We start from the raw sequence: 23,399 nt of genomic DNA, 5'->3' as shown, positions 1-23,399 counted from the left end.
CGTCCAGAAACTCGAGGCCTACGCCATCGTGTTCGTCGTCGCCGGCCTCGCCGGATTCTGGCGGCGCCTGGTTTCGCCAAGAGAGCGCGGCCGGCGCCCAGCGATGTTCCGACGCCGCGTCGGCGGTGTGAGCGGCAAGGTCATCCTTCTTGAGGCCGGTCGCCGGCGCGGTGTCCGCGCCCATGGTCTGGAGGATCTCCAGCAGCTGACGCTTATTGTGCGCGCCGAAGAACTCGACGTCGGGGACCCAGTGGTCGGTGATGTCGTAGCTCGTCAGGTCTCGCACCTCCACGGCCTCGGCCCGGGCGCCGTGGCGTTTGGCGTGAGTGGCGAACTCGCGCCCGTTGAGGCTCATCGCCATGAGTTCCGCGAGGAACTGCATGCGCTCGCCATGGCTTAGGCCGGCGATCCAGGGGATCGGGCGCTCACCCGAAGCGAGATAGGCCTCGCGCCGGGCATCGAGCCGCGCGCAAACTTCGCCATCCAGGCTGTCGATCGGCGGCGCCCCGGAACGCTGGTAGGGCTTGGCCTCCAGGGTCGAGATGCTGGCGTTGACGTCACCCGACGACTGCAGGCCGACCGAGGCGAACAGGCGGGCGATCAGCAGGATCAGGGCGGCTTGCGGGTCGTCGACAAGCGCGCGCATCAGTCCGCGCGTGGCGAGATCCGTGTAGCGCTCATTGAGGGCGTGGGTGGTGACGGTGGGGTCCAGATCGACATTCGGGACCTCGATGTCGCCGACCTTGCGCGCGCGCGGGATGCTGGGCGGCTGAGGTGAGGCGTCCTCATGGTCGTCGTCCTGTTCCGCGGCGTCGATGGTCTCCTCGGGCAGGTCAGCGGCGTAGAACACGACCTCCACCCCCGTCCGGGCATCCGGGATCAGGGTCGCGGCCGCAATGGAGGAGGCGTGGAGCGCCCGATGGAAATCGAGGTCGGCCGCGACCAGGTCCAGTAGCGCGCCGCGCGTCGCATCGGTGAACGCCTCAACCGCCGACACCGTGCTGCGCGCGTCATGGACCTTGCTCTCAAGCGCGTCGATGGTCTCGGCTTCATCGTCGGGGACCTCAATAGCGTAGCGGTACGGGAGGGCCTTGAAGCCCTCGGGAATGGCGGTCCGGTAGTCGCTGAGGAAGACCTCCAGGTCTTCGGCCTTGAGCGCCTCGATGACCGGAAGCGCTTGCTGCTCCCAGGTCTGCTGCAGGATCGCGGGGTCGACGATCACGTCCGGCTCCTCGCCGAAGAGGTCGCTGTCCACCCGGCCGCCGGCGGCCTTGTAGCTCTCCAGGCCGGCCAGACGTACGCGGCGATCGGCGACCGTCACGAGCGTCCCATTGAGCCGGTTGCGGAGCGTGGCGTCGTAGAGCGTGCCGTAGGTGCGGGCGTTGTCTGCGATCTGGCGCTGATCGTCAGGAGGGAGCTTCGTCAGAAGCTTCGCCTGCTTGAGGGTGATCCGACCCTCTCGCACCCCGGTCAGCACGGAGGCGTCGAGATCCGCCAGCACGGTCCAGCCAAGGACCTCCTGGCGCTTGTATCCGAGGGCGCGGGCGATGTCGCCCGGCGACAGCTTGAGCTTGCTCATCCGCCCGACCGCCTGGATCACGTCGACCAGATCGGGCGCAACGCTTTCGGTGTTTGGCAGCATAGCCGCGGCGACCTGCAGGGCAGGATCGGTCAGGACCTTGACCCGGACGGGGTGATCTTCGGCGATGCGGCCCTGATCGAGCAGGGCCAGGAACCCGAAGCGACGGCGGCGGCCGTCGAGGGCCATGAAGGGCAACTCCTTCTTGCCCCGGGCCGGCCGAACGAAGAGGGCAAGCAGCTGGCCGCCTGCGAACAGCGTCTCGGCGAGCTGTGGGATGTCGTCGTCCGGCGGCTCTGAGGCGCGGAGGTTTTCCGGCGCGATGCCGATCTGGTTCAGCGGCACGAACTGTTCAGGGATGTTGTCGAAGGCGCTGTTGGCGGTCGTGACCGCAGGCGTGGTGTCGTCCGAGCTCATCGGAGGTCTCCTGTGCCGGCGAGCCCATCTCGCCTGCCGCACACCCGCGTTGACCTCCCTTCCCCTTTCCTACGGAGCCGCCCCGCCGTGGCCGGCCGGCGGGCCGGAGAAGTCCCGCCAGGCTTCAGACAGGTTTTGAAGCTCGCGCCAGCGGTGGCTCGCGCCGAGCCGCCGCGCCGCACCCCCTAGGACCTCGGCCATGGGCATCAAGCTGACACGCCATCGGTTGACCGTGGGGCCCGCCCCTGCAGCCGTGAAGATGCAGGGATTGGCCATGGCCGCCTCGTCCCAGTGGTCGAGGCCGTAGGCGAAGGAGTCCAACCACGCGAGCTCATGCGGACCGGCTCGGTTGGGCAGGGTGGCGAGGTAGCGCGGCTCAAGGGCTTCGCCGGCCAATCCAGAGTGGACGCGGCGCACCCGGACGCCCGCCGGCGGTGGACCGTAGAGCGCCTGAAACGCCATGTAGTGAAGATCGCAGAGGTAGTCGTGGATCTCGCGGATCGCAGCATCTGCGCTGAACGCAGGGCTTAACGCCTGGCGCGGCGCCAGTGGAAGGGTCGCCGCGCGCGCGGCCGCGAACATGTCGGTGAAGTCGTTCATGGTCGAACCTCCGGCGTTGAGGCTGCGCGAGCGCGGCGCGCGCAGGCGAAGGTGTTAAAGTCGTCGAAGCTGAGCGGCGGAAACACGGCCTCGGCGCGCACGCCCTTGGCCCGCAGGCGCCGGACCAAGCAGAAGGCGGAACGTCGTCCGTCTATTCCGTTGTCGCCGGCGACGAGGACAGACCGGACGCCGGACGGCGGCGACCAGGTGCGAAGGCGTGCGGTGGAAAGGGTCGCCCAACCCGGCAGGCTGAAACGCTCGGTGGCGGCAAGCGTGGTGAAGAAGCCCTCCCCGACCAGCATCTCGGCGTCGGGCGGATCGATCCGTACCGCCGAACCCGGAGGAATTGAACCGACCGCCTTTCGCGCGGGCCGGATCCGGGTTTCCTGGGCGCCTGTGCGGTCAAGGTAGGTGATCTCGATCGCGGTGAGCTCGCCTGTGGGGCAGGTGATCGCGGCGACCATGGCGGCATGGGTGCGCCCGTCGGAGGGATCATATGCCCGCAGGGGGGCTCTTGAGGCGTGGCGCAGCACGTCCGGGCCGGGCAGCGCGCGCACGATTCCTCGCGAGTGCGCGTGGCGTTCGGAGAGGGTTCCGAGAGTGGGAGCCGCCTCGGCCCAGATCGCGGCCGCGACCCGCACCTTCTCGGCGGGGCTCGCTTCGGGGCCATGGTAACCTTCGCGGACGCCCATGCCGGCCAGGCGGTTGTGATCGTCGATGAAGTTGCGACGACGCAGATCGTCGAGGACCTCCTGCCAGGAACTGCGGCCCCAGGAGCGGACGACCAGGCGGCCGCTCGGGTCCACAAGCAGGGACACGGAGCGATCGGTCGGACCGTGGCCGGGCCCCGGAATCATCGCCCGACGGGGGCCGTATTGCTCGCCACCTAGGGCTTTGACGATATCGGACAAGGACATGACGTCGTCTCCAGGACCAGAAGAAGCGCCGGGAAGCAGCGTACAAGTGGCACTTGGCTTGATCAACTCACGCGTGCAGGAATGAGCGTTGTCGCGCGAGCGTCGTCAGGGCGGACCGCTGCCGCGTCCGAAGGCCCCCGGCGGTAAACACCAGCTTCCGTGGGTCGCCAGAATGGGCAGCCGCCACTGGGCATCGCGGGCTTGAGAGACCAGCTGCGGCGAGTTGATAGCCGCTGGGTAGGGCGTGCCGCGGTCCGCCAGGTCCGAGACCGTGAGGGTTCGGTGGATCGTGCAGCCGAACGCCGCCTCGCGCTCCGCGATGATGTGGAAGCGTTCGGGGAAAACCGTTCGGACAGTCGCCCAACCGTCCGCGGACAGGAACACGCACGTCATGCAACTGACCCTGGACCAGCCGAGCTGGTAGGCCACGTGCGGTACGAGGCGATGTCGGCGCATGGCCGCCCACACCTCCTGCTCCGCCCAACCGTGGACCGGGCGATAGTGGTCCACCAGACGGCGGCGACGTGCGCCGTCGCGGGTATCTGACCGGTGCGGTTCGAAGGCGGCGTACGCGCTGCGTGAAGGCGATTCCTCGGCGCGTTCGCCCGTGCAGACCAGCGTGCGGCAGCCCAGGAAGCGCTCTTGGTTTCGGATCACCGCGTCCATGACGTCGATCTTCAGCGCGGAGCTGCAGTAGCGCCGGCTGAGGTCAGCGGTACGCTGCGGGAAACGAAGGCGTGTCCCGAGCTTTTTGGAGCAGCCCCCGGCCCGGCGGACGCCGCCGTCGGCGTCCTCGAAGACGACAGCCGCAGTCGGCGCCTGGCGGCGATGCATCTCCCGCAGGAAGCCGCCTTCCCGGTAGGACATGAACAGGGGGATGCCGAACGCGCTGGCGACGGCCTGGCAATAGGCGGCCGTACAAGGCCAATCCATGAAGCTGGGGCCGTCGCCGTCGACCAGGTGATGGTGCAACTCGATGCGGCGCGGATCGACCCCGGCCTCAAGCAGGTCGAGCAGCACGGCTGCGCTGTCCTTGCCGCCCGAGAAGGCGACCAGGATGAAATCGTAGCTGTTCAAGTCGGGCCGCGAGCGCATGAGCGCCTCCAGGGTTGATGCCGCCCGGGACCACCCTCCCCGTTCGCCCCTGCGCCGACCGGCAGGGCGGCGCCTGCCCGCAAGGCCCGCGCCAAGTGGCGGGCGTAAACCGCGCACGCCTTCCAGTAGACGGCCATGGGCGCCTTGTGCCGTCGCCAGGACTCCTGAGCGCGGCGCCCGGCGTCGTCAGCCAGGTCCTGCAGCACGGCTGCGACGGCCAAGCGCTGGTCCTCGGGCAGCGCGCAGAGCGCACGCGCCGCTGGCAAGGCGAGCAGGGGATTGCGCACGTCGCGGCGCGCGCTGCGAGCGGGCGGCGCGATCATGCCGCCCTCCTGAGGAGGATCCGTTCTGGGGCGTTGCAGCGGAGGATCGCGGCGGCGACGCGGGGTGGAACGCTGTTGCCGGCCATTCGGGTCTGCGCGGTCTTCGACAGGGCTCGGCCGTCAGCGGTGCGGTCAATGACGTAGTCGTCGCCGAAGCCTTGGGCGCGATAGAGCTCGCGGGGCACGAGCATGCGCATGCCGATGTCGACGATGCAGTAGGCGGCCCCTGCGACGACGACGAGGCCGAACCGGAGGCGGCCCTGGGCTGTGGCCAGGGGATCGGCCCATTCGCTGGCTGACGGGACGCCGAAGTGGGTCCAGAGGAACTCGAGGACCTGGCGGCGTCGTGATCCCGGCGGCGCGTCGATCTCGGCGCACGCCGCCTCCAAGCCGAAGTCGACGAGACGTTGCGTCGTGCCCCAGCCAGAGTCGTGCCCGCCTGCGACGATCGTGCTGACGGGGCGGCGGACGTCATGGCCCACCATCCCGGTGTTGGCCTGCTCCAGGAAGGCCGTGGCCAGCGAGAAGCGCGCCTTCGCGGTGGCCGCGTCGAACGGCTGGTTGGCGCCGTGGGCGACGCCAGAGCTGTAGTATTTGTCGATCACCGCCACGGCGAGCTTTTGCTGTGTCGCCCTGTGGGTGAGCGCTGTCAGGGGCTCCCTGAGGGCCCGCCCGGTGCGCTCGCCGTTGTGCTGGTCCATGTGCACCGCCAGGAGGGCGTCCTTGGCGTGACAGGCGGAGGTCAGCAGCGGCTCGCCCATTGTCGACCCGGTGGATTCCCGCGCGGGACGGACCACGCTGAAACCCGCGACCGCGAATCCGCCCGCGGAGCTGATTGTACGCAGGGGATCCATGGGCGCATGCACCCCCTTGCGCTCGGCCGCTCCGCTGGTGTGGTCGACCCGCAAGAGGTGGGCCGCCACGACCTGGGACTTTCCCCCGCCGCCCTCCGTCATGACCGCGGGGTGCGGCGCGGTGATGGAACGGCCACTGACCGTCGCGCCGAATTGGCGGGCGAGGTAGACGGCGGCGAGGTCGCCGCCATCGCCGGTCGGCACAACGGCGGGGGCTGGCGACAAGACCGAACGGACGCGCGGGGCCTGGCCGTCGCACTCTCCATAGCGGGGCTTGAGGAAGGCGCTGGCGATGGCCTGCTCGCCGCGATGGGCGGCGGTCAGCGCCGGGAGGGGTCCAGTCGGCCGGTATGAGCGATCGATGGCGCCGCCATGCGTCAGGGGCATGATGACCGGCGCCCCGAGGGCGAACTCGCCGCCCTTGGCCGTCGTCGCGGTCTTCAGAGGCGCCTTCGTCGAGCGGACGGCGTCGCCCCCTTGGGTATGGGTGACGGGGACGATGAACGGGTTCGCCGCCTCGATGACGAAGCGCTGGATCCCTCGGGCGAGCCGGCGATGGGTCTTGTCCTTGAGCGGCCGCTTGCGGCCGAAGATCGACGGGATCGGCAAGGACCAGTCGATGATCTCGGCCGCCGGTCGCCAGGCCTTCAACTGGGCGGCGAACAGATCGCCGGTCTCGACGTGCTTGGCGTTGGTGGGGTCGGGCCAGCGGATCAGCCCGGCGTCGCTCCGCATGATGACGAAGAGGCGCTTGCGCGTGGTGGGGGTGTCGTAGTCGGCGGCGACGAGCTCGCGCCACTCGATCTGCGTGAAGCCCAGACTGCGGAACTGATCGATCCAGAGCCGAAACAACTTGCCGCGCTTCTTCTTGTTCACGGCGCCGGCGCGCTTGCCGTACCTGTGGAGCGGCCCCCAATTGGCGTACTCCTCGACATTCTCCAGGCAGATGATGGCCGGCAGGCGCCCGGTGCTCCGCCGGACGGCGGCCGCCCAGCGCAAGACCTCCCACGCCAGAGCTCTGATGTTCTTGCTCTTGGGCGTGCCGCCCTTCGCTTTTGAGTGGTCCTTGCAGTCCGGCGAGGCCCACATGAGGTCGACGGGGCGGCCCCCGAACAGCCTCATGAGCGCGGGCACGTCGACCTTGCGGATGTCCTCGCAGAGGTGAAGGGTCGTGGGGTGGTTGACCTCGTGCATGGCGAGGGCGTCCGGGTCGTGGTTCACCGCAATGTCCGGATGCCGGCCCGTCGCGAGCAGGATGCCCTCTGACGCGCCGCCGCCGCCGGCGAACAGGTCGAGGATCAAGCCCTCGTTGTCGTTCGCCGCGCGCCCGGCAGGACGACTGGCGTAGCTCAGGGCGCTGCGCGACGGCTCATAGGCCGGCGCGTCGAGGGGCAGCTCCGGGCGGGTCCGATGCGCCGCCGCCAGTTGGGAGTGTGACATGGGGGTGTGCTCCGACAGGGGTGCGCCCCAAGGGGGCGTTTCGCCCGTCGCTCGCCCTCCCCTGCCCTGCCCTCTCGGGACCGCTTCGAGTTGGAGGCGGAGGCCACTTGTGAGAGAGTGGCGTCGCCGTGGAGTTCGCGGATCCTCGAAGGAGGGTCTGCGCCATGCTGCGTGGAACGGCCGGGGCCCATTCGCCGCCCGATCGCCCGAGCTACTCAATAGACGGCCGCGCCGTCGCCGGAGCGGATGAGTCTCTCCAGGCAGAGCTTCGCGCCGCCTACAGCCAGCGTGCGACAGGGCCTCGACCTCGATGTCGCTGCATCCCGGGCGGCGTCGAGATGTACATCGCCAGGATCGCAACGAACTTTCACCTGAAACGCATGCCCGGGACCGGTCCCGACCATGCGTGGAGCTGTCCGAGCTTCGAGCCTCCGGCCGGCCTGAGCGGCCTCGGTGAGGTTCTTGGGTCGGCGATCAGCGAGGATCCGCTGGATGGATCGACGACGCTGAAGTTGGGATTCCCGCTGACGAAGGTTGCCCGCAAGGCGCCGGTGATCGGCGAAGGCGCCGAGCCCGAAAGCGTTGCGACGACCGGCTCTCGGCTGAGCCTGCGAGGCTTGCTGCACTACCTGTGGGAACAGGCAGGTTTCAACCGGTGGACGCCCGCCATGAGCGGCAAGCGGTCCTGGCCAGTGGTGCGGAAGTATCTGCTCGAGGCGGCCGGGGGCATGACCGCCAAGGGCGCCGGGCTCGCAGCGCTGCTGTTCATCCCGGAGCCCTGGAACGAGCAGCGTAAGGATGAACAGGCCGCTCGCCGGCGGGCTCAATTGCTTCGCTTGGCCTCCGCCCCGAAGGGAGCGCGCAGGTTGATGCTGCTTCTGGGCGAAGTCAGGCGGATCGAGCCCAGTCGATACGGCCACCGCCTCGTGGTGAAGCACGCGCCTGAAGTCGAGTTCGCCCTGAACGAGGACATCTACAAGGCTATGCGGCGACGCTTTGAGACGGAATTGGCGTTCTGGGACGCTCAGTCCCACGCCGACCAGCGGGCCGATGGCCACCTGGTGGTGTTCGGGACCTTCTCCGTGTCCCTGACCGGCTATCCGGCCATGGAAGAGCTGGTGCTGATGTTCGTGACCCAGAACTGGATCCCCGTGGATGACGGTTTCGATCTGGCTCTGCTGGAGGCGCTGACGCGCTCCGGCCACCGGTTCACCCGGAGTCTTCGGTACAACTTGGCGCCCTCTCAGGCGCTCGCGACGGCCGTGATGCCGGAGACCACCCCTGCGCCCACCGCGCTCTACATCGCCCGATCCGGCGCAGATCCATCCTTCGTGGCGAAGGCGCAGGAGATGGCCGGCAACGCCGGGATGGCCACGTGGCTCTGGGAGACGGCCGAGGCCGATCTTCCCCCCCTGCCCCGCCGTGAGACGCCAGCGGTGGGCGCAGGCCACGCGAGCGGCGGTGCGACGAGCGCGCCGGCCGACGGCGAGGTGTTCAACCCATGGCGAGCGCCGGCGGGCGCCGCGAACTAGGAGTCTACCCCCATGTTGATGAGCGCGTTTCTTGTGGCGGCTGCCGTGACGGGGGCTCAGCCGCCCGAGCCGCCCCCTCCGCCCGCTGCACCGCCCGCCGAGCTGGCGTCGAAGGAACCCTTCGAGGTGACGGTCTTGCAGGGTGACCTGCTCTGGATCGCCGGCCAGCGCATCCGGCTCGCCGGAATCGCAGCTCCGGACAGGGCTCAGCGCTGCGACGTCGGGCGGGGCTTCGTCAGCTGTGGCGTGGCGGGCGGCGAGGTGCTGCGCCAGGCTATCGCTGCAGGCGATGTGAGCTGCCGGATCGTCGGCGAGGAGGCCTCCGCGTTCGTTCGAGACCCGGTCATCTGGATCGGCCGTTGCACGGGGCCTGGCGGCGACTTGGCCCGAATGGTCGTCTCGGCCGGCTATGCGGTCCCCTCCCCTGACGGCGAATACTACCACGACGGGTTGCAGGCCTGTGCCCAGCGGCGTGGAATCTGGGCCGCGAGCGTCGAAAGCCCCTTCACCTACCGCCGCCGACGGGCTGGCGATCCTGTTAGGCCGATTTTCGTGGGGGCGCGTTCCGGGACGAGCTGCCTGCGGGCGATGGAGGCCGCTCGCCTCAGTTAGCCGGCGCAAGCCACCACGGCGCGCCCAGGCGGGCTCCGGGGCGCAATGGTCAGGCGCGGCCAACAGACGCCGCAATGGCCGCTGGCGGTTGTCCGCCCTTCCTCATTTCGATTTTGAACAACGCCCGCTGCGCCCGGCAGCGGGGTTTTCTAGATTCCAAGGATTCTAATTCAGGGCGGAAAACGCGGAGAAGAAACAATCGGTTAGACCGATATTCCTGACCGCTCGGGGGCGTTCTCCTGACCCGATGGGGGATCGAACCTGACCGGATGGGGGCTCTGACCTGACCCGGCGGGGTCATCCTGACCGCTTGGGGGAGCGGCCCCATGGCCGTGTTGTATCCTGACTTGCGAATTGATTCGAGGTCAGGAATGCTGGCCTAGATTTGGAGCACGGAGTCGCCGGCTGGTCGATGCGGCGCACATTGCGGATCTCGAAGGCGGTGTTGAGGAAACGCCGGGCCGCGCCATGCGCGTCGCGCATGCTCTGCAGGCGCGTGACGGCGACGAGTTCGCCAAGCCCGGCAACCTGGTCGAGGTCCGCTTCGTCAAGGGCCAGTCCCTCAGCCTGACCGCGGCCCGGCTGCTGGCGCTGATGATCCTAACCGCGGGCGGCGACGCCTGGGAGCCCGTGGCGCACCGGATGCGCAAAGCTGACATCCGCCGCGGCCACAAGGGCAATGAGCGGATCTCCGATATGCTGGAGGAGCTGCACCGCACCCTCTTCGCCGCCGACGACCTGTCCTGGCGCGGTCGCAAGGCCACCAAGCGCTTTTCCCTGATCCAGTCGTCGCGTGAAGAAGTCGACGAGGAGGGTTCGGAAGCCGGCTGGATCGAATGGGAGTTCACCCCCGACGCCCGCCGTTTGATCCGCGAGTCCGAGACCTACGCGGTGCTGAACCGCCAGGCCGTGCTCGGCTTTCGCTCCAGCTACGCACTGCGACTCTACGAGATGGGTGCGCTTCGCCTTTATCGGCGCCAGTCCGTCTGGCGCGGCGACATGACCGCCATCCGCGCGGCGTTCGGAATCGCACCTGAACTCTACAAGGACTTTGCCCAGCTCCGCCGCAAGGTGCTTGAGAAGGCCAAGTCCGAGATCGACCATCTCGCCCACTTCACCGTCGACTGGCGCGAGATCCGTCGCGGCCGCACGATTGTCGAGATCGAATTCACCTTCCATCCCAAGAGCGCGCCTGCGCAGCTCGTGGCGGCCGACGACGACAAGGGACATGGGGTCGGGCCCGGCGCGCGCCGTGGGAGCGTGATCAAGCCTGTGGCGGCGCCCCCTGCCCTCCCCGCTCCGGCCCTGGGATCGTCCGCCCGGCCCAAAGCGAACGTCACCGCCCTGCGGTTTCCATCCGGGACCTTGCAGTACGGCGCCGAGCCCTTTGGCGAGATCGCTCGCGTTCATGGGGGCGGCTGGGCCCGCGACCTAATCGCCGACGCCTATCGCGAGCAGATGGGCGCGCGCCTGGCGAACCTCACGGGGGCCAAGCTGGTGAAGTCCTGGACGGGGTTCTGCCAGGCCTTTGCGGCGCGGCGTGGCAGGCCCTAGGCGACGGAATTGCACGGGTGCAATTTCGCCGTCTCGGCCGAGTCCCTTAAGAAGCGCCGGACCCCTGGGCTAGCGATCGGAGCCAGGCGGATGGGTCGATAGCCCTCGTCGAAGGTCGCCGCAGACAACCTCGCCGCAGCTGCCCTAGGCGAGTGACCCTAAGCGCCGTCAGACCGGCGATGGACGGCCGGCGCCAAGCCAAATTGCACCGGTGCAATTTCGCCTCTCAGGGTCATTGCGGACGGCGCGGCAAGGCGTGGCCCCGGCGGCGATCGGGAGGGGAGGGACATTTAGCGCAAAGCGACGACACCCTCCGGTCCGGCCCCCATCTGGTCAGGAAGAGCAAGGGGTCCCCAGCGCCGTCGCTCATCCCGATGTCGACCTACCAAGCTCCGGCGGCCCACTTCGGAGCGTCGATCTGGCGCCGCGGCCCGCACCAGGTAGCTCGACCGTCGCGCCTTGATGGACATGGCGGCAATTGCACCGGTGCAATTTCCAGGAACGACGGCCTCAGGGCGAGGCGAGGAGCCCCCAATCGGTCAGGTTGGGTCTGGCCGAAAATCTGGAATCGGGATTTAGGTTGGTCACGTACCGTTAACGCGCCCTTAACAAAGCGCTTATAGCGTCCAGGCGGCTCCACTTTCGCTTTTTGGGCGGTCGGGGTCGGTTTTTCGAAACCTGCCAGGAGGCTGTGAGGTCCATGTCGAACGTCGCCGAAGCACTTCCCCTCTCACTCGCCGGGCCCGTCTCGCAGCTGGCGCGGCGCGCCTCGGCCGTCGTCGAGAACCTGCGCGACAGCGCGCGGGCCGCGCGCTCGGGCGAGCGCCGCGAGCCGCTCTTTTCGATCAGCGAAGCCGCCGAGCTGGTCGGACGTACGCCGGCGGCGATCCGCGACGCGGAGAAGGACGGCCGGCTTCCCGAGCCACCCCGCACCGAAACCAACCGGCGGGTGGGCTACACCCTGGCGCAGGTGAACGACATGCGCGGCGTGTTCGGCACGCGGCCCTGGCGCAAGCCGGAAGATCCTTGCGCGGTCATCGCCGTTCAGAATTTCAAGGGCGGGGTCGGCAAGTCCACCTTGTCGGTCCACCTCGCCCAGTACATGGCGATCCGGGGCTACCGGGTAGCGCTGATCGACTGCGACAGTCAGGCCTCCAGTACGACCCTGTTTGGCTACGTGCCCGACCTAGATCTCACCGAGGACCAGACGCTCTACCCGTACCTGCGCGAAGACGACATGCGCTCGCTCGACTACGCCCTGCTCGACACCCACTTTGACGGGCTGAAACTGATTCCGGCCAACCTGCGTCTGTTCCAGTCGGAGTATGAGCTGGCCGCGCGGATGGCCCGCGGCGGCGGCCGGCTGCTCGACCGGCTCGCCCAGGGCATCGCGTCGATCGCCGACCAGTTCGACATGATCATTCTCGATCCGCCGCCCGCGCTGGGGGCGATCTCGCTGTCGGTGCTACGGGCCGCCAATGCGCTGGTGATCCCGGTGCCGCCGACGGTCATGGACTTCTCCTCGACCGCGGCGTTCCTGGCGATGCTCGACGAAACACTCACCCAGCTGGCGTCGCGCGACCTCGCGCCGGACCTCAACTTCGTTCGCATCGTCGCCTCCAAGGTCGACGAGAACAAGTCGATGCAGAAGGAGCTTCTGGCGCTCATGCGGCAGGTGTTCGGGCTCGCGATGATCCGCACGCCCATGAAGGATTCCGCCGAGATCGACAACGTCACCGCGCGCCTGATGACCGTCTACGAGGTCAACAGCCCGATGACCAGCAAGGCGGTGCGCGACCGGTGCCTGACCTACCTCAACGGGGTCAACGAGGAGATCCTCCTCGACGTTCGCCAGACCTGGCCGAGCCACGTCGAGCGGCTCCGCAAGGAGGGCCACGCATGACCCGCCACGACGGAAATTGCACCGGTGCAATTCGGCTAGAAAGGGTGCGCCCATGAGCTCCAAGAACCGCTCCTTTACCGCCGGCTTGATGGACGCGCTCGACGACACCGCGCCCCAGCCAGAGGCTTCGACCCGGATGGCCATCGGCGTCCTCGCGGGTCGCGAAAACCGCATGGCCGAGCTCGCCAGCGGCGCGGTCGTGGCGCGCGCGATCGAGCAGGTCGACCCGGCCCGCTGCCGGCTTTGGAGCGAGCATAACCGCGACTACGCCAAGCTGGATGAGACCCGCTGCGCGGACCTGATCGAGAGCTTTAAGGCGCAGGGGCGCCAGGAGGTCCCGGCGATCGTCCGCCGTGTGCGGGGCGACCCCGACTTCGACTTCGAGGTCATCTGCGGCGCACGCCGGCATTGGACGGTGAGCTGGCTGCGCGGCCATAACTACACCGACTTCCGCTTCCTCGTGGAGGTGCGCGACCTCACCGACGAGGAAGCCTTTCGGATCTCCGATCTGGAAAACCGGGCCCGCGAAGATCTCAGCGACATCGAGCGCGCGCGGGACTACCTGAAGGCCCTGGGTCGCCACTACGGCGGGCGCCAGAAGGACATGGCGGAACGGCTCAAGGTGTCGGAAGCCTGGCTTAGCCGTTACCTCGACCTGGCGCGGTTGCCCGCCGATCTCGTGGCCGCATTCGACGATCCGCACGAGCTGAAGATCAAGCACGTCACCCAACTTAAGCCGCTGCTCAAGCCCGACGACCGGGAGCGGCGGGTGCTGGCGGAAGCAACCGCCATCACCAAAGGGAGAGGGGAGGGGCCTCCCCTCAAGCCCCAGGACGTCATCCGCCGCCTGGCGTCGGCCTCCGATCCCCCCAAGAAGTCAGGATCCCCCAAGCGGTCAGGTCAGGCGTCGGCCGAGGTCGTCTCGTCGCCGACCGGACAGCCGCTGTTTCGCGTCGAGCCCAGGGGCAAGAAGGAGGTCAACGTCACCCTTCTCCTGCAGGCCGGTGGGAGCCGGGCGGACGCCGAACGCGCCTTCACCGATCTCCTCGCGCGGTTTTGGGTAACAGGCGCTGCTCGAAACCGATAGCCCCTCCATGATCCGGAGGCGGCCGGACCTGGCAAGTGCTCCGCTCGTCGGCTCAGCTGTGCCGACGCCGCAAGTTCCCCACTCGTCGCATTTTGCGTACGCCCAGGTCTGGTCCTTCAGGCTCAGCTCTCCCATCCACGGGATGAAGAGATCGAACGCCTGATTGCGAATCGCGCGTTTCGACATCGCGGCCATCATGCGCGACTCCGCGCACGGGAGGGCAGGGGCCTTCGGGCGGTTGCCGATTGGCTACTTCTTCACAGCCGCCACGCCCTGAACCGGGCCTGGCCGCTGATCTCGGTCACCGTTCCCCCAAGTTGGCCGATCAAGCGGCGCGCCGACTGGGGCGTCACCCCGAGGCGCTGAGCCACCATGGGGCCGGTGACGACGGGCCGCTCCAGGAGGAGGGTGATCACGCCGCCAAGGTGCGAATGGGCCCGTCTCGCGCCCATCCGCGCCACGGCCACCTGCCGCGCAAGCTCCAGCCGGTTCAGGGCCTCCGAGGCCTGGGCCGCGCTCTCGGCGATCACCGCCAGCCAGAACAGGATGCGCTCGGCGGGCGGGAGCCCGGCCGAGGGACGCGAGCGCCGGGTCACCGCACGCACGCCCGCCTCGAAGCCCAGGAGATGGCTGCGGACCCGCCCACGATCCTTGAGCCAATGCGACACCAGGACGCCGCCGAGATACCCCTCCCGCGGATAGGCCTCCACGATGCGCCATCCCTCCAGCGCCACCGCCGCCTGCAGCAGGAGCGGCGTCTCCCGATCGCGCGGCGCCAGGAGTTCCAGCCACTCCGCCACCGAGTCATCGACGCCCTCCGTGACGCCGGCGCGCAGTCGCTCGATCGACGCCAACAGCCCCCCAAGCATGGGGGTCTCGGGCGCGACCAGCGCATCACCGGCGACACGCACCGCTCGGCCAGAGGCGGGGAGGGGAGGGGGGGCGCGACGCCGCCGGCCGACCAGCCAGCTGGCGCCCGCCGGCGAGAGGATCTCAGCTCCAGCCTGGGCCGCCTTGCGCCGTGCGCGCACCAGACCATGGGCGGCGCGAAGCCCCTCGTCCGGCATCCGCACGTCCATGTTCTCGTCGTGCAGGATCAGATCCTCGGCCGACGCCGCCGCCCCGGAGGTCCACCCCCAGGCCACAGCTTCCGAAAAATCCAGCCGAGCGATCCAACCGTCGCGGTACGGGCAACTGCGGACTCGCTCGTCGAGCCGACTCACGGCGTCCTCAGCACTGGAAAGCGCCCAGATCAGCCTTTCGGAGACGTCGGACATTCCCACATTCTATCAACGATTAACCTTTCGTTAAGAACCTTTCGAAAGGGTTAATGCACCCCACTCCGAGGCCCTACGGAGGGCGCTTGGCGGTAGCTCATTCGAGGATCCGCCATCGCGTCGTTCATGCGGGTGGATGGCCGACAACCGAGGGAGCGGGCCGCGGGGCGGCGGAGAACCTGCCGGCCCGCCTTAAGTCCTCTGGCCTTCGTCGCCGCCTCCAGCCCTTCAGGGTCCCGGATGAATTGTCCCGTTCGGGAAAGTTCGGGCGATCTTGGTCTAGCAGACGAGCAATTGCCCCGCTCGGGACAATTCCTTGACTTCCACTGGCCGTTGATCCAGTAATGTCCCGAGCGGGACAATTTCTAATGATCAACACCGCAGAGATCGGCGCCGCGGTTCGCCGCGCGCGAAAGGCCATGGGCCTGCGGCAGGACGAGTTCGCCGCCGCGGCGGGCGTCGGCCTGCGCTTCGTCGTCGAACTGGAACGGGGCAAGCCGACTGTCCAGCTCGGCCGCGCGCTCGCGGTGCTCGCCGCGGCCGGGCTCGACCTGCAGCTTCTTGAGCGACCGGCGACGCCAGGCGCGGCGTCATGATCAAGTCGTTGTCCGTCTGGTGGGACGCCGCCGTGGTGGGGGCGCTGCAGATCGACGAACACGGCGATCTGAGCTTCGTCTATGACGCCGATTGGCTGGCTGATCCTGCCGCGCGCGCCATCTCGATCTCGCTACCGAAGCGCCCGGAGCCCTTCAATCGCCGGGAAGCCAGGCCCTTCTTCGCGGGCCTCCTGCCCGACGAAGGGCAACGCGAGGCGGTGGCGCGGGCGCTCGGCGTCTCCAAGGCCAACGACTTCCGGCTGCTCGAGCAGCTGGGCGGCGACGTGGCCGGAGCCCTGACGCTCTGGCCGGAGGGCCAGACGCCGCCGGCGGGGTCCGGCCTGGACTTGGCCCAGCCGCTGGAAGACGTCCGCCTGGTGGAGATTCTGGACACCTTGCCGATCCGGCCCTTCCTGGCCGGCGAGGAAGGCCTGCGGCTGTCGCTGGCCGGCGCCCAGCAGAAGCTGCCGGTGGTGCTGGTCAACGGCCGCATCGGCTTGCCGGCGCCCGGGCAGCCCAGCACCCACATCCTAAAGCCGCCGATCCCAAGGCTCGCGGGGACGACCGAGAACGAGGCGCTGGCGATGCGGCTCGCCTGCGCGCTTGGCCTTCCGGCCGCGCCCGTCGAGCCGCGCCGGACCGCAGATCGGCCCTACCTGCTGGTCGAGCGTTACGATCGCGTCGTCGCCGCCGACGGCGCGGTGCGGCGGCTGCATCAGGAGGATTTCTGCCAAGCGCTCGCGATCGCGCCGGAGAAGAAGTATGCGTCCGAGGGCGGTCCGACCTTTCCCCCCTGTTTCGACCTCGTCCGGCGCATCTCCGCGCAGCCGGCCCCGGCGGTGCTGCGCCTGCTGGATGCGGCGATCTTCAACGTGATCGTCGGCAACGCCGACGCCCACGGGAAGAATTTCAGCCTGCTCTACCGGCCGGAGGGGATCGGGTTTGCGCCGCTCTATGACCTGATGTGCACGGCGGCCTACCCGGACGTTCACGCCAAGCTGGCCATGAAGATCGGCAAGCGCGCCATGCTGGCGGACTTCACACCCACGACATGGGAAGACTTCGGCCGGGAGATCGGCATGGGCGCGCCCTTCGTACGCCGCCGGGCGACGGCGCTCGCTGAACGGGCGTTCGACAGACTGACCGACGCGACCGAAGGCGTCGCCGGGGCGGGCTTCGACGGTCCGGAGCTGCGGCGGCTTCAGGACATCATCCGGGGCCGCGCCCAGAAGGTGCTCGATCTCGGCGCCGCGCGCTCGGCGGCCGGCCATTGAACGACAGTCGATACGACGGGCTCGCGATCCCAGAAGCCGCCGACCAGCGGCCTGGCCAGGCCGCCTGGACCTGACGATCGCAAGGGTCATCGCCGATCCAGCCCCGCCGTCCGCCGCGGCTTCGGATGATGGCGATCGCGCAACCCGAAGAGGCTCGGCATCAGGTGCAGGCCGCCCGTCCGCTCACGTTCGCACATGGCGCGCAGATAGCCACCGGCCGAGCTCTTGATCTCGCCGCTCCGCCAGCGGGCGAGGATGGTCGCCACCGCGATGGCGGCGCGGTTGCGGCCCATGGCCTCGCGGGCTTCGCGCCAGGCGCTGAGATTGATCCCCAGCAGGGTGGTGGCCTGGTACGCCGCCGTCACCAGGTCCTCCCATTCGGCGCTCGCCGGATCGTCCAGGAATGGATGGATCTCCGGCACCGCCTCGAGGACCAGCGACAGGGGCAACACTTCCTCCTCGATCGGCGGCCCCGCCCCACCACCACGACCTTCGACGTCCGGGCCCGGCCGATCCGCAACTACTTCTCCTCGGAAAGCCGAATACGTTGCTCTTTCAGCTGATGGTTCGGTTGTAGGTTCTTTATGGGCTCCGTCATGAGAGCCCGTGGGCTCAGATTCATCTCCTTCACGGGCCGCTAGCCACGCCTTATCCACAGCCGCGAGCAACCCCAGGAACTGCGTCTCAAGGCTTTCCAGGTCGGGGAGGGTGGGGCTCCGCGGCAGACGGCCGGAGGCCAGGTCGACGGCGCGCTGCCAGTCGTAGCCCAGGTAGCCCCGTTCCAGGGCGTCGGCGCAGACCGTGCGGACTTCGCGCCGCACCTCGCCGACCTTCAGGCGCAGGTGTCGCCGGCGGGCCTGCTCGATGCCGCGCGCCGCGGTGATGTCCGCGAACTCGTCCCAGCGCGCGCCGAGTGGCGACAGGTCGAAGCCGAAGGCCTCCACGATCTCGCCGCGGTCGCCGCGGAAGCCGTAGCGCTTGCCATTGCCGCTGTCCTTCATGTGGACCAGGCCGGCGCGCACGGCGGCCCGGATCAGGCTTTGCACAGCCGTTCGCGAGCGCTGCAGCTCCTCGCCCAGCGTGTCGTTGGAGGGCCAGGCGATCGGCCGGAAGATCCCGCCCGTCCAATCCTGCTCCTGGGTGACCCGCACGAGGGCGCGGATCAGGCGCACCAGGCCCTCGCCGATATCCAGGCGCGGCGCCGCGCGCTCGAAGCGATCGAGCAGCATCGCCTTGCTCACCCCTTCGGGCAGGCCTGCGTAGGATTCCACGAGCCGCGCGGACGCCCATTGGGCATCCGCAAGACGGCGCACGTCTCCGGTCCCGTTCTCGACGGATTGCATTTCCGAGCTCCTTGAAGCGGAGCCGCGGACACACAGGTCCCCGTCGCGCGAACAGCGCGTTTTGGATTGCAGCGATGCGGGTGATTGCGCTAGAAGGAGCGGGACTTAGTGAGCTCGGGCGGGTCGCCAAACCCGTCTAGCGAAATGACCTGGAGGAACCCGGCGCGTTCACGCGAGCCGGGTTTTTCTATGTGCTCACGGCAGGGTTCCTTTCGTGTCGCCATGCTCGACGAAGTACTCCTCGAGCACTTGCTCCAGGGCATCGTCGCGGTTCGTCAGCCCTCGCGCCGATTTAAGGCCGTCGAGGCGGGCGACCAGGTCGCCCTTGACGGTGGCGTTGAGCTGTTTGCGCCCCGCGGCGCGCCTCTGGGCGCGAAGATCGCGCTGGTATCGAGCTTGATATTCGAGGTCGCGAGCGCTTGGCATGGCGCGGCCGATAAGAGGCCGATTCCGCGCGCGGCAATTAGTAAAGGTGAACGGCGAATCCCGCCGAACAGCAAAATATTCCGCTTGGCGCGGAGACGGAATCGGGTCGCCCGCTGAGTCGTCGCGGCGCGAGGCGGAGCTACTCTACTGTCGACGGGAAGGCCAAGACTCAGCAAGCGCCTCGCCGCATTCCGGTTCACTGATGATACGGCCTCGCGCCGCACCACGTCGGCCGGTTTGCCGATCCACTTCAGGCCTCGATGATCAGGTTACGGATCAGCTTCGCGAGGTCCCCGGCGTCGACATAGAAGCTCCGCACCATCGCCCGCATCCATACCTCGGGCTCGAGCCGTGTCAGGTCGAGGGGATGGCCGGCGTCAGCAGCCAGCATGGCCAGGAACGCCGACTGGGTACGGCCATTGCCTTCCCGGAAGAGGTGGATCGCGTTGAGTTCGGCCAGCAGATGCGCCGCGCCCGCGGCAAAACCGTCGGCGTCCCGACCGCGCAGCCCGTCACGGTTGCGGAGCCCATCGAACAGCTTGGTCAGTTCGCGCTCGAAGTTCTCCGGATAGGAGAACGGACTTCCGTCCTTGAAGACCCGGATGGTCCGGGGCTCACCGGCCCAGTCGTAGACGTCCTGGAAGAGGTGCCGATGAATGGCCCGAAAATGGTCCGCGTCGAACGATCCGTCCGGGAAGGCTTCTTCCGATCGCTGCATCACCGAGGCGGCTTCGAAGGCTTCGAGCTGCGCCGGATCGGTCAGGCCCGGGTGATTGCGCAGAACCTCGCCGCCCTCGGCCAGGTAAGGATCCTCGTCGGCGTCATAGCCTTCGAAACTCAGGCGCTAAACCTTCGACACATTGCGGGAGCTCAGGCGGTTCGCAGTTCCAGCCTTCGGGCCGCTCGCGAGTTTGCTGGCGTTCTTGCGCAACTGGGCGCGACGCTGCGTCGGCGACAGACCGTCGCGATCGAAGTCCTTGAACGCCTTCTTCGTCGCAGGGGCAAGTTTCACGCCCTCGACGGCATTGAGCTTCTCCATGGCCGCCCGACCCAGTGTGAACGACTTCCGGACGCGCCCGTTCGGGGCCTGCACCATCAGCTGGCCGCCGCCCTCCCGAACCTCAGCCTGGGCGGCCTTCACGGCATCAGCCTGGCTGGTAAACGTCTTGGGCGCGCGACCGCTTGCGGCTCGGATCGCCCAGCCGTCACCATGCGGGATCACGTGAACCGTTCGGGGAGAGCTCGCCATGCTTGCCAGCATATCACCGCTTCGCGCGCCTCGCCCAGACGTGCTGAAGGCGGCACGTGCAGGATGCGCCATACGACCGGGTGGCCGAACACCCCGGCCCAGCACACACCCCCATCTTCACCATTTCCCAGCCCACGGGATCGGCCGGAGCCCGTCAGGCGGCCGGGATCGGCACGACCAGCTGGTTGGCGATGGCGCTGTAGATATCCACGTTCGCCTGGGGCGCCCGGATGGACACCAGCAGGGCATAGCGCGCCGCGCGATCCCATCGCTGCAGAGACGGCTTCTCCTTCCACCAGCCGCTGACGGGAAATACGCCGATGGCGTCCCGCTCGGCCAGGGCCGCGGCGCTGCCGCGCCAGATGTCCGAATGAAGTGAGCCGCGGTCGCGGATCTGGCCGAGCACCCAGTCGTCGCCGCCCCCCGCGCCGGTCGCCCCCGCCTCTTCGTCCTGCGCGGCCTTGTTGATCCGGCGTCGAAACGCCTCAAGCGATTCCAGCGAGCGCTTCACGGCGAACCGCAGACTGTGCGAGGCGTAGCGATGGCGACGCGTCCAACCGCGCTCGCCGGGATTGGGTTCGATGAAATAGGACAGGGTGATGCGCAGCTCGACGTCCATTTCACCGAGCGCGGCGAGCTCATCGCGCGGCCAGGGCAGGCGGTGCAGGTTCATGTCCCGCGTCTTGATCTGCGAACCGTCCTTGCGGAACGGCAGCAACGCGTCCTCGACCATGAGGGTGGCGTCATTCGAAGCGCTGCGCAGGGCGCGGTCGAGATTGGGAATGCCCCAGCCGTAGCGGCGAAGCATCGCCAGCTTCTGGGCCTGCGAGCCAGCGGCGTCGAACCTCCCGCGCATGGCGGTTGACCATTCCGCCGATTGGACGATCAGGCCGCGCACGGTCTCGGGCCACAGCGTCGGCTGGGCTACCATCACGCCCGCGGCGAGGTTCGCGCCCAGGGCCGCCGCGCCACTGGTGTCGCCGAAGGCCTCGAACAGCCGCACATTGGGGCGGTAGTGGGTGGTCAGGAGTTGGAGGTCGTCGATCGCGGAGGCGGGATTGACCCCGTCGTGAGCGAAGTTGCCGCCTTCAAACACCACGTCCGGCCGGATCGGCCATTGCCGATCCCAGATCGCAGACGTCCGGCTGGCCGGCGACAGGTCCCCGGCCGGCGCGACCGGCGACCAGCCCTCGTAGTCAGCATGCGTTATGGTGATCTTGTCAGTGCATGCGCCGACCACGAGCGGATTCCAGGCCTGGGCCGGGCTCTCCACCTCCTCCAGATCATTGCGATCGGGATACTCGGTCGCGTGGATGTCACCGCGCAGATTGCCGGCCGCGAGCACCATGAGGCGGCGACGGTCGCCGCCGCCGTAGCAGAGCTGGTCGACGGCCGAGGACCAGGACGACGGCCGACCTCGCCCGAGACCGACGTCGCTGGTGACAGCCATGCAGAACACCCGCCGGCGTCGGGGCGCGTGGTCCTCCGCCCGGGCTATGCCGGTGGCGGTGATCGCGCCGTAGAGGCGAGGCTCATTCTGGCCGGCCGGCGGCAGGATCTTCACGGTCTCGAGCCGATGGGTGAGCGACACGGGTCCCCCTTGGGACAGGGCCGCCTCGAGGTCCCCGTAAAGCGCGACGCCCGCCATCGACGAGCCATGCCCATTCCAGTGGGCGCTGTCGCCCACGCCCCAGCCGTTGTCGTAGCTGTGCTGGTCGGCCGGATCCAGGCCAGGCGCGATAAGGGGATGGGCCCGGGTCGCGCCGCTATCGAGGATACAGATAGCCGGCGCGAGCGCCGACGGGGCCGCGACCCTATCGGCCAGGTCTGCCGCCCAGTCCGCCTGATCGACGGTGCGCATCTCCAGGAAGAGCGACGGAGAGTCCTTCGCTAGCCGCAACTCGGCGACCGCGTCCGAGTTGCGCACCAAGCGGTTCATAGTGGCTTCGTCAGCTAGGGCCAACACGACGTCGCGCTCGGGAAAGCTGAGGATGTGATCCTTGACGGCGACGTTCAGCCGGGCGGCGACAGCCTGGAAGACCGGCAGTCCGCCGTCGCGCAGCCACACCTCCCACCAGGCCGGTTGCCCGCCCTCTGGAAACAGCTGAGCGGCGTCCGTAAACAGTGACCGGGCGGCGCCAAGGCGAATGTCCTCGATCCGCGCCACAAGGTTCTGGTTCTTGGGGGCGCCGGCCTTGGTCTGCTCGTCGCGATAGGCTTCGACCTTGCGAGCAAAGAAGTCGGCCGCGGCCTCCGGAACGAATACCGTGGCCGACACCATGGCATCGCCCTCGGCGACCGGGCGCACGGCGACGAGTTCGATGGCCTTGGGCCGGTTCTCCAGCGCCTCGACCGCCGCGCGTTCAGCGGCCGGGAAGTCAAACTCCAGGTAGAAGCCTTTGGCGCCCTCGGCGAGACCATCCTCGCGATCGGCGATGCTCTGACGGCCGGCGGCCACCGCCGCACCGAGCGCCAAGCCCAGGCGCGCAGCGTGAGCGGCGCGCACGCGCGTCGGCGGAAGCCCGCCGATCACCAACCGCGGAGACGTGTACGCCTCGCTTTGCCCGCCGCCTTCGACGTGGAAATGCGGGCGGTCGCGGGGTGGCAGCGCCATCGGGCCTCGGGGTTAGAGAACCGCCGCTCGCCGCTCGTTCAGGGCGGTCAGCAAGGTCGACGTCGTCACGCCGTCATGGCCGGCGAGCACGGCGACCTTAGCGGCCTCGTCGGCGGCCCGCGCCACCTCGGCCTGCGAGAGATGGGCAGCGGTGGCGAGCACCTGAGCCCAATCGATTGCCTTCAGATCGAAGGTGGCGAGCCGCGCCTCGAGGATGCCCTGCGCAACGGCAGGATCCGGCAGGTCATAGGTGATCACGTCGTCGAAACGACGGTAGAGCGCCTTGTCGAGCAGTTCGGGATGGTTCGTCGCCGCGATGATCAGGCTCGGACCGTCGTCCTTCTCCAGGAACTGGAGGAAGGAGTTCAGCACGCGGCGGATTTCGCCGACGTCGTTCTGGCCGGATCGCTGGCCGCCGATCGCATCGAATTCGTCGAAGAAGTAGACCCCACGCTGCATGGCGATGGCGTCGAAGACAAGGCGGAGGCCCTTGGCCGTCTCGCCCATCAACTTGCCGATCAGGCCGTCATACAAGACCGTGAAGAGCGGCAGCTTCAGCTCACCGGCCAAGGCTGCAGCGGTCATGGTCTTGCCCGCACCCGGCGGTCCGACCAGCAGGAGCTTGCGGCGCGGGGCAAGGCCGCGTGCGCGCAGCCGCGCCTGTTGGCGCTGTTCCGTGAGGACGCGGCCTAAACGCTGCGCGAGCT

At 68.5% G+C, this 23,399-nt stretch carries 19 protein-coding genes; 7 read left to right on the top strand and 12 right to left on the bottom strand.

Going from position 1 to position 23,399, the window contains the following annotated elements; all coding sequences use genetic code 11:
* The 5 genes from QZV94_RS09570 to QZV94_RS09550 form a co-directional block, all read right to left on the bottom strand.
* A partial coding sequence (locus QZV94_RS09570) for a chromosome partitioning protein ParB (protein WP_293677594.1) occupies nucleotides 1-1,996 on the bottom strand: 1,996 nt, incomplete at its 3' end.
* A gap of 69 nt (nucleotides 1,997-2,065) precedes the next feature.
* A complete protein-coding gene (locus tag QZV94_RS09565; protein ID WP_293677593.1) occupies nucleotides 2,066-2,596 on the bottom strand; it encodes a hypothetical protein in 531 nt (176 codons plus the stop codon).
* On the bottom strand, nucleotides 2,593-3,513 hold the full coding sequence (locus QZV94_RS09560) for a toprim domain-containing protein (RefSeq protein ID WP_293677592.1): 921 nt from the start codon (nucleotides 3,511-3,513) through the stop codon (nucleotides 2,593-2,595). Before QZV94_RS09560 ends, QZV94_RS09565 begins: the two co-directional genes overlap by 4 nt.
* Before the next feature lie 105 nt (nucleotides 3,514-3,618).
* Nucleotides 3,619-4,608, bottom strand: coding sequence for a phosphoadenosine phosphosulfate reductase family protein (locus tag QZV94_RS09555; protein WP_293677591.1), 990 nt, complete (start codon nucleotides 4,606-4,608; stop codon nucleotides 3,619-3,621).
* A gap of 319 nt (nucleotides 4,609-4,927) precedes the next feature.
* Nucleotides 4,928-7,225, bottom strand: coding sequence for a DNA cytosine methyltransferase (locus tag QZV94_RS09550; protein WP_293677590.1), 2,298 nt, complete (start codon nucleotides 7,223-7,225; stop codon nucleotides 4,928-4,930).
* A 164-nt stretch (nucleotides 7,226-7,389) separates the two neighbouring features.
* Between QZV94_RS09550 and QZV94_RS09545 the strand changes: the two genes are divergently transcribed.
* The 5 genes from QZV94_RS09545 to QZV94_RS09525 all read left to right on the top strand — a co-directional run bounded on the left by QZV94_RS09545 (nucleotide 7,390) and on the right by QZV94_RS09525 (nucleotide 13,913).
* Nucleotides 7,390-8,757 carry a DUF1173 domain-containing protein gene (locus QZV94_RS09545; protein ID WP_293677589.1) on the top strand — a complete coding sequence of 456 codons (1,368 nt, stop codon included), beginning with the start codon at nucleotides 7,390-7,392 and terminating at the stop codon, nucleotides 8,755-8,757.
* Between the two features lie 18 nt (nucleotides 8,758-8,775).
* Nucleotides 8,776-9,369 (top strand): thermonuclease family protein, encoded by a 594-nt coding sequence (locus QZV94_RS09540; RefSeq protein WP_293677588.1) that lies wholly within the window; start codon nucleotides 8,776-8,778, stop codon nucleotides 9,367-9,369.
* A 468-nt stretch (nucleotides 9,370-9,837) separates the two neighbouring features.
* Entirely contained in the window at nucleotides 9,838-10,923 is a 1,086-nt protein-coding gene (locus QZV94_RS09535; RefSeq protein ID WP_293677587.1) for a replication initiation protein, read from the top strand.
* 700 nt (nucleotides 10,924-11,623) lie between these two features.
* Nucleotides 11,624-12,826 carry an AAA family ATPase gene (locus QZV94_RS09530; protein ID WP_293677586.1) on the top strand — a complete coding sequence of 401 codons (1,203 nt, stop codon included), beginning with the start codon at nucleotides 11,624-11,626 and terminating at the stop codon, nucleotides 12,824-12,826.
* A gap of 52 nt (nucleotides 12,827-12,878) precedes the next feature.
* Nucleotides 12,879-13,913: a ParB/RepB/Spo0J family partition protein gene (locus tag QZV94_RS09525; protein WP_293677585.1), complete on the top strand. Its 1,035-nt coding sequence runs from the start codon at nucleotides 12,879-12,881 to the stop codon at nucleotides 13,911-13,913.
* A 257-nt stretch (nucleotides 13,914-14,170) separates the two neighbouring features.
* Here QZV94_RS09525 and QZV94_RS09520 read toward each other — a convergent pair whose 3' ends face one another.
* Nucleotides 14,171-15,190: a DUF1612 domain-containing protein gene (locus QZV94_RS09520; RefSeq protein ID WP_293677584.1), complete on the bottom strand. Its 1,020-nt coding sequence runs from the start codon at nucleotides 15,188-15,190 to the stop codon at nucleotides 14,171-14,173.
* 368 nt (nucleotides 15,191-15,558) lie between these two features.
* Between QZV94_RS09520 and QZV94_RS09515 the strand changes: the two genes are divergently transcribed.
* Both QZV94_RS09515 and QZV94_RS09510 read left to right on the top strand, forming a co-directional pair.
* A complete protein-coding gene (locus QZV94_RS09515) occupies nucleotides 15,559-15,786 on the top strand; it encodes a type II toxin-antitoxin system Y4mF family antitoxin (protein ID WP_293677583.1) in 228 nt (75 codons plus the stop codon).
* Nucleotides 15,783-17,060 carry a type II toxin-antitoxin system HipA family toxin gene (locus tag QZV94_RS09510; protein WP_293677582.1) on the top strand — a complete coding sequence of 426 codons (1,278 nt, stop codon included), beginning with the start codon at nucleotides 15,783-15,785 and terminating at the stop codon, nucleotides 17,058-17,060. The genes QZV94_RS09515 and QZV94_RS09510 overlap by 4 nt, the downstream gene beginning before the upstream one ends.
* Nucleotides 17,061-17,146: 86 nt before the next feature.
* Here the strand turns inward: QZV94_RS09510 and repC are convergent, their stop codons facing one another.
* The 6 genes from repC to QZV94_RS09480 form a co-directional block, all read right to left on the bottom strand.
* Complete coding sequence (gene repC / locus QZV94_RS09505) at nucleotides 17,147-18,403, bottom strand: plasmid replication protein RepC (protein WP_293677581.1); 1,257 nt, start codon at nucleotides 18,401-18,403, stop codon at nucleotides 17,147-17,149.
* Between the two features lie 195 nt (nucleotides 18,404-18,598).
* On the bottom strand, nucleotides 18,599-18,829 hold the full coding sequence (locus QZV94_RS09500) for a transcriptional regulator (protein ID WP_293677580.1): 231 nt from the start codon (nucleotides 18,827-18,829) through the stop codon (nucleotides 18,599-18,601).
* Between the two features lie 250 nt (nucleotides 18,830-19,079).
* Nucleotides 19,080-19,547: a Fic family protein gene (locus tag QZV94_RS09495; protein WP_293677579.1), complete on the bottom strand. Its 468-nt coding sequence runs from the start codon at nucleotides 19,545-19,547 to the stop codon at nucleotides 19,080-19,082.
* 126 nt (nucleotides 19,548-19,673) lie between these two features.
* A complete protein-coding gene (locus QZV94_RS09490) occupies nucleotides 19,674-20,078 on the bottom strand; it encodes a DUF2188 domain-containing protein (RefSeq protein ID WP_293677595.1) in 405 nt (134 codons plus the stop codon).
* A gap of 154 nt (nucleotides 20,079-20,232) precedes the next feature.
* Entirely contained in the window at nucleotides 20,233-22,692 is a 2,460-nt protein-coding gene (locus QZV94_RS09485; RefSeq protein WP_293677578.1) for a S8 family peptidase, read from the bottom strand.
* Nucleotides 22,693-22,704: 12 nt separating this feature from the next.
* Nucleotides 22,705-23,399: AAA family ATPase (locus tag QZV94_RS09480; protein ID WP_293677577.1), on the bottom strand; the 695-nt coding region annotated here is incomplete at its 5' end.

It is taken from the genome of uncultured Phenylobacterium sp., from assembly GCF_902826855.1.
GTDB lineage: Bacteria > Pseudomonadota > Alphaproteobacteria > Caulobacterales > Caulobacteraceae > Phenylobacterium.
The sequence above is the reverse complement of the archived record's forward strand: the minus strand, read 5'-3'. Positions and strand labels throughout refer to the sequence as shown.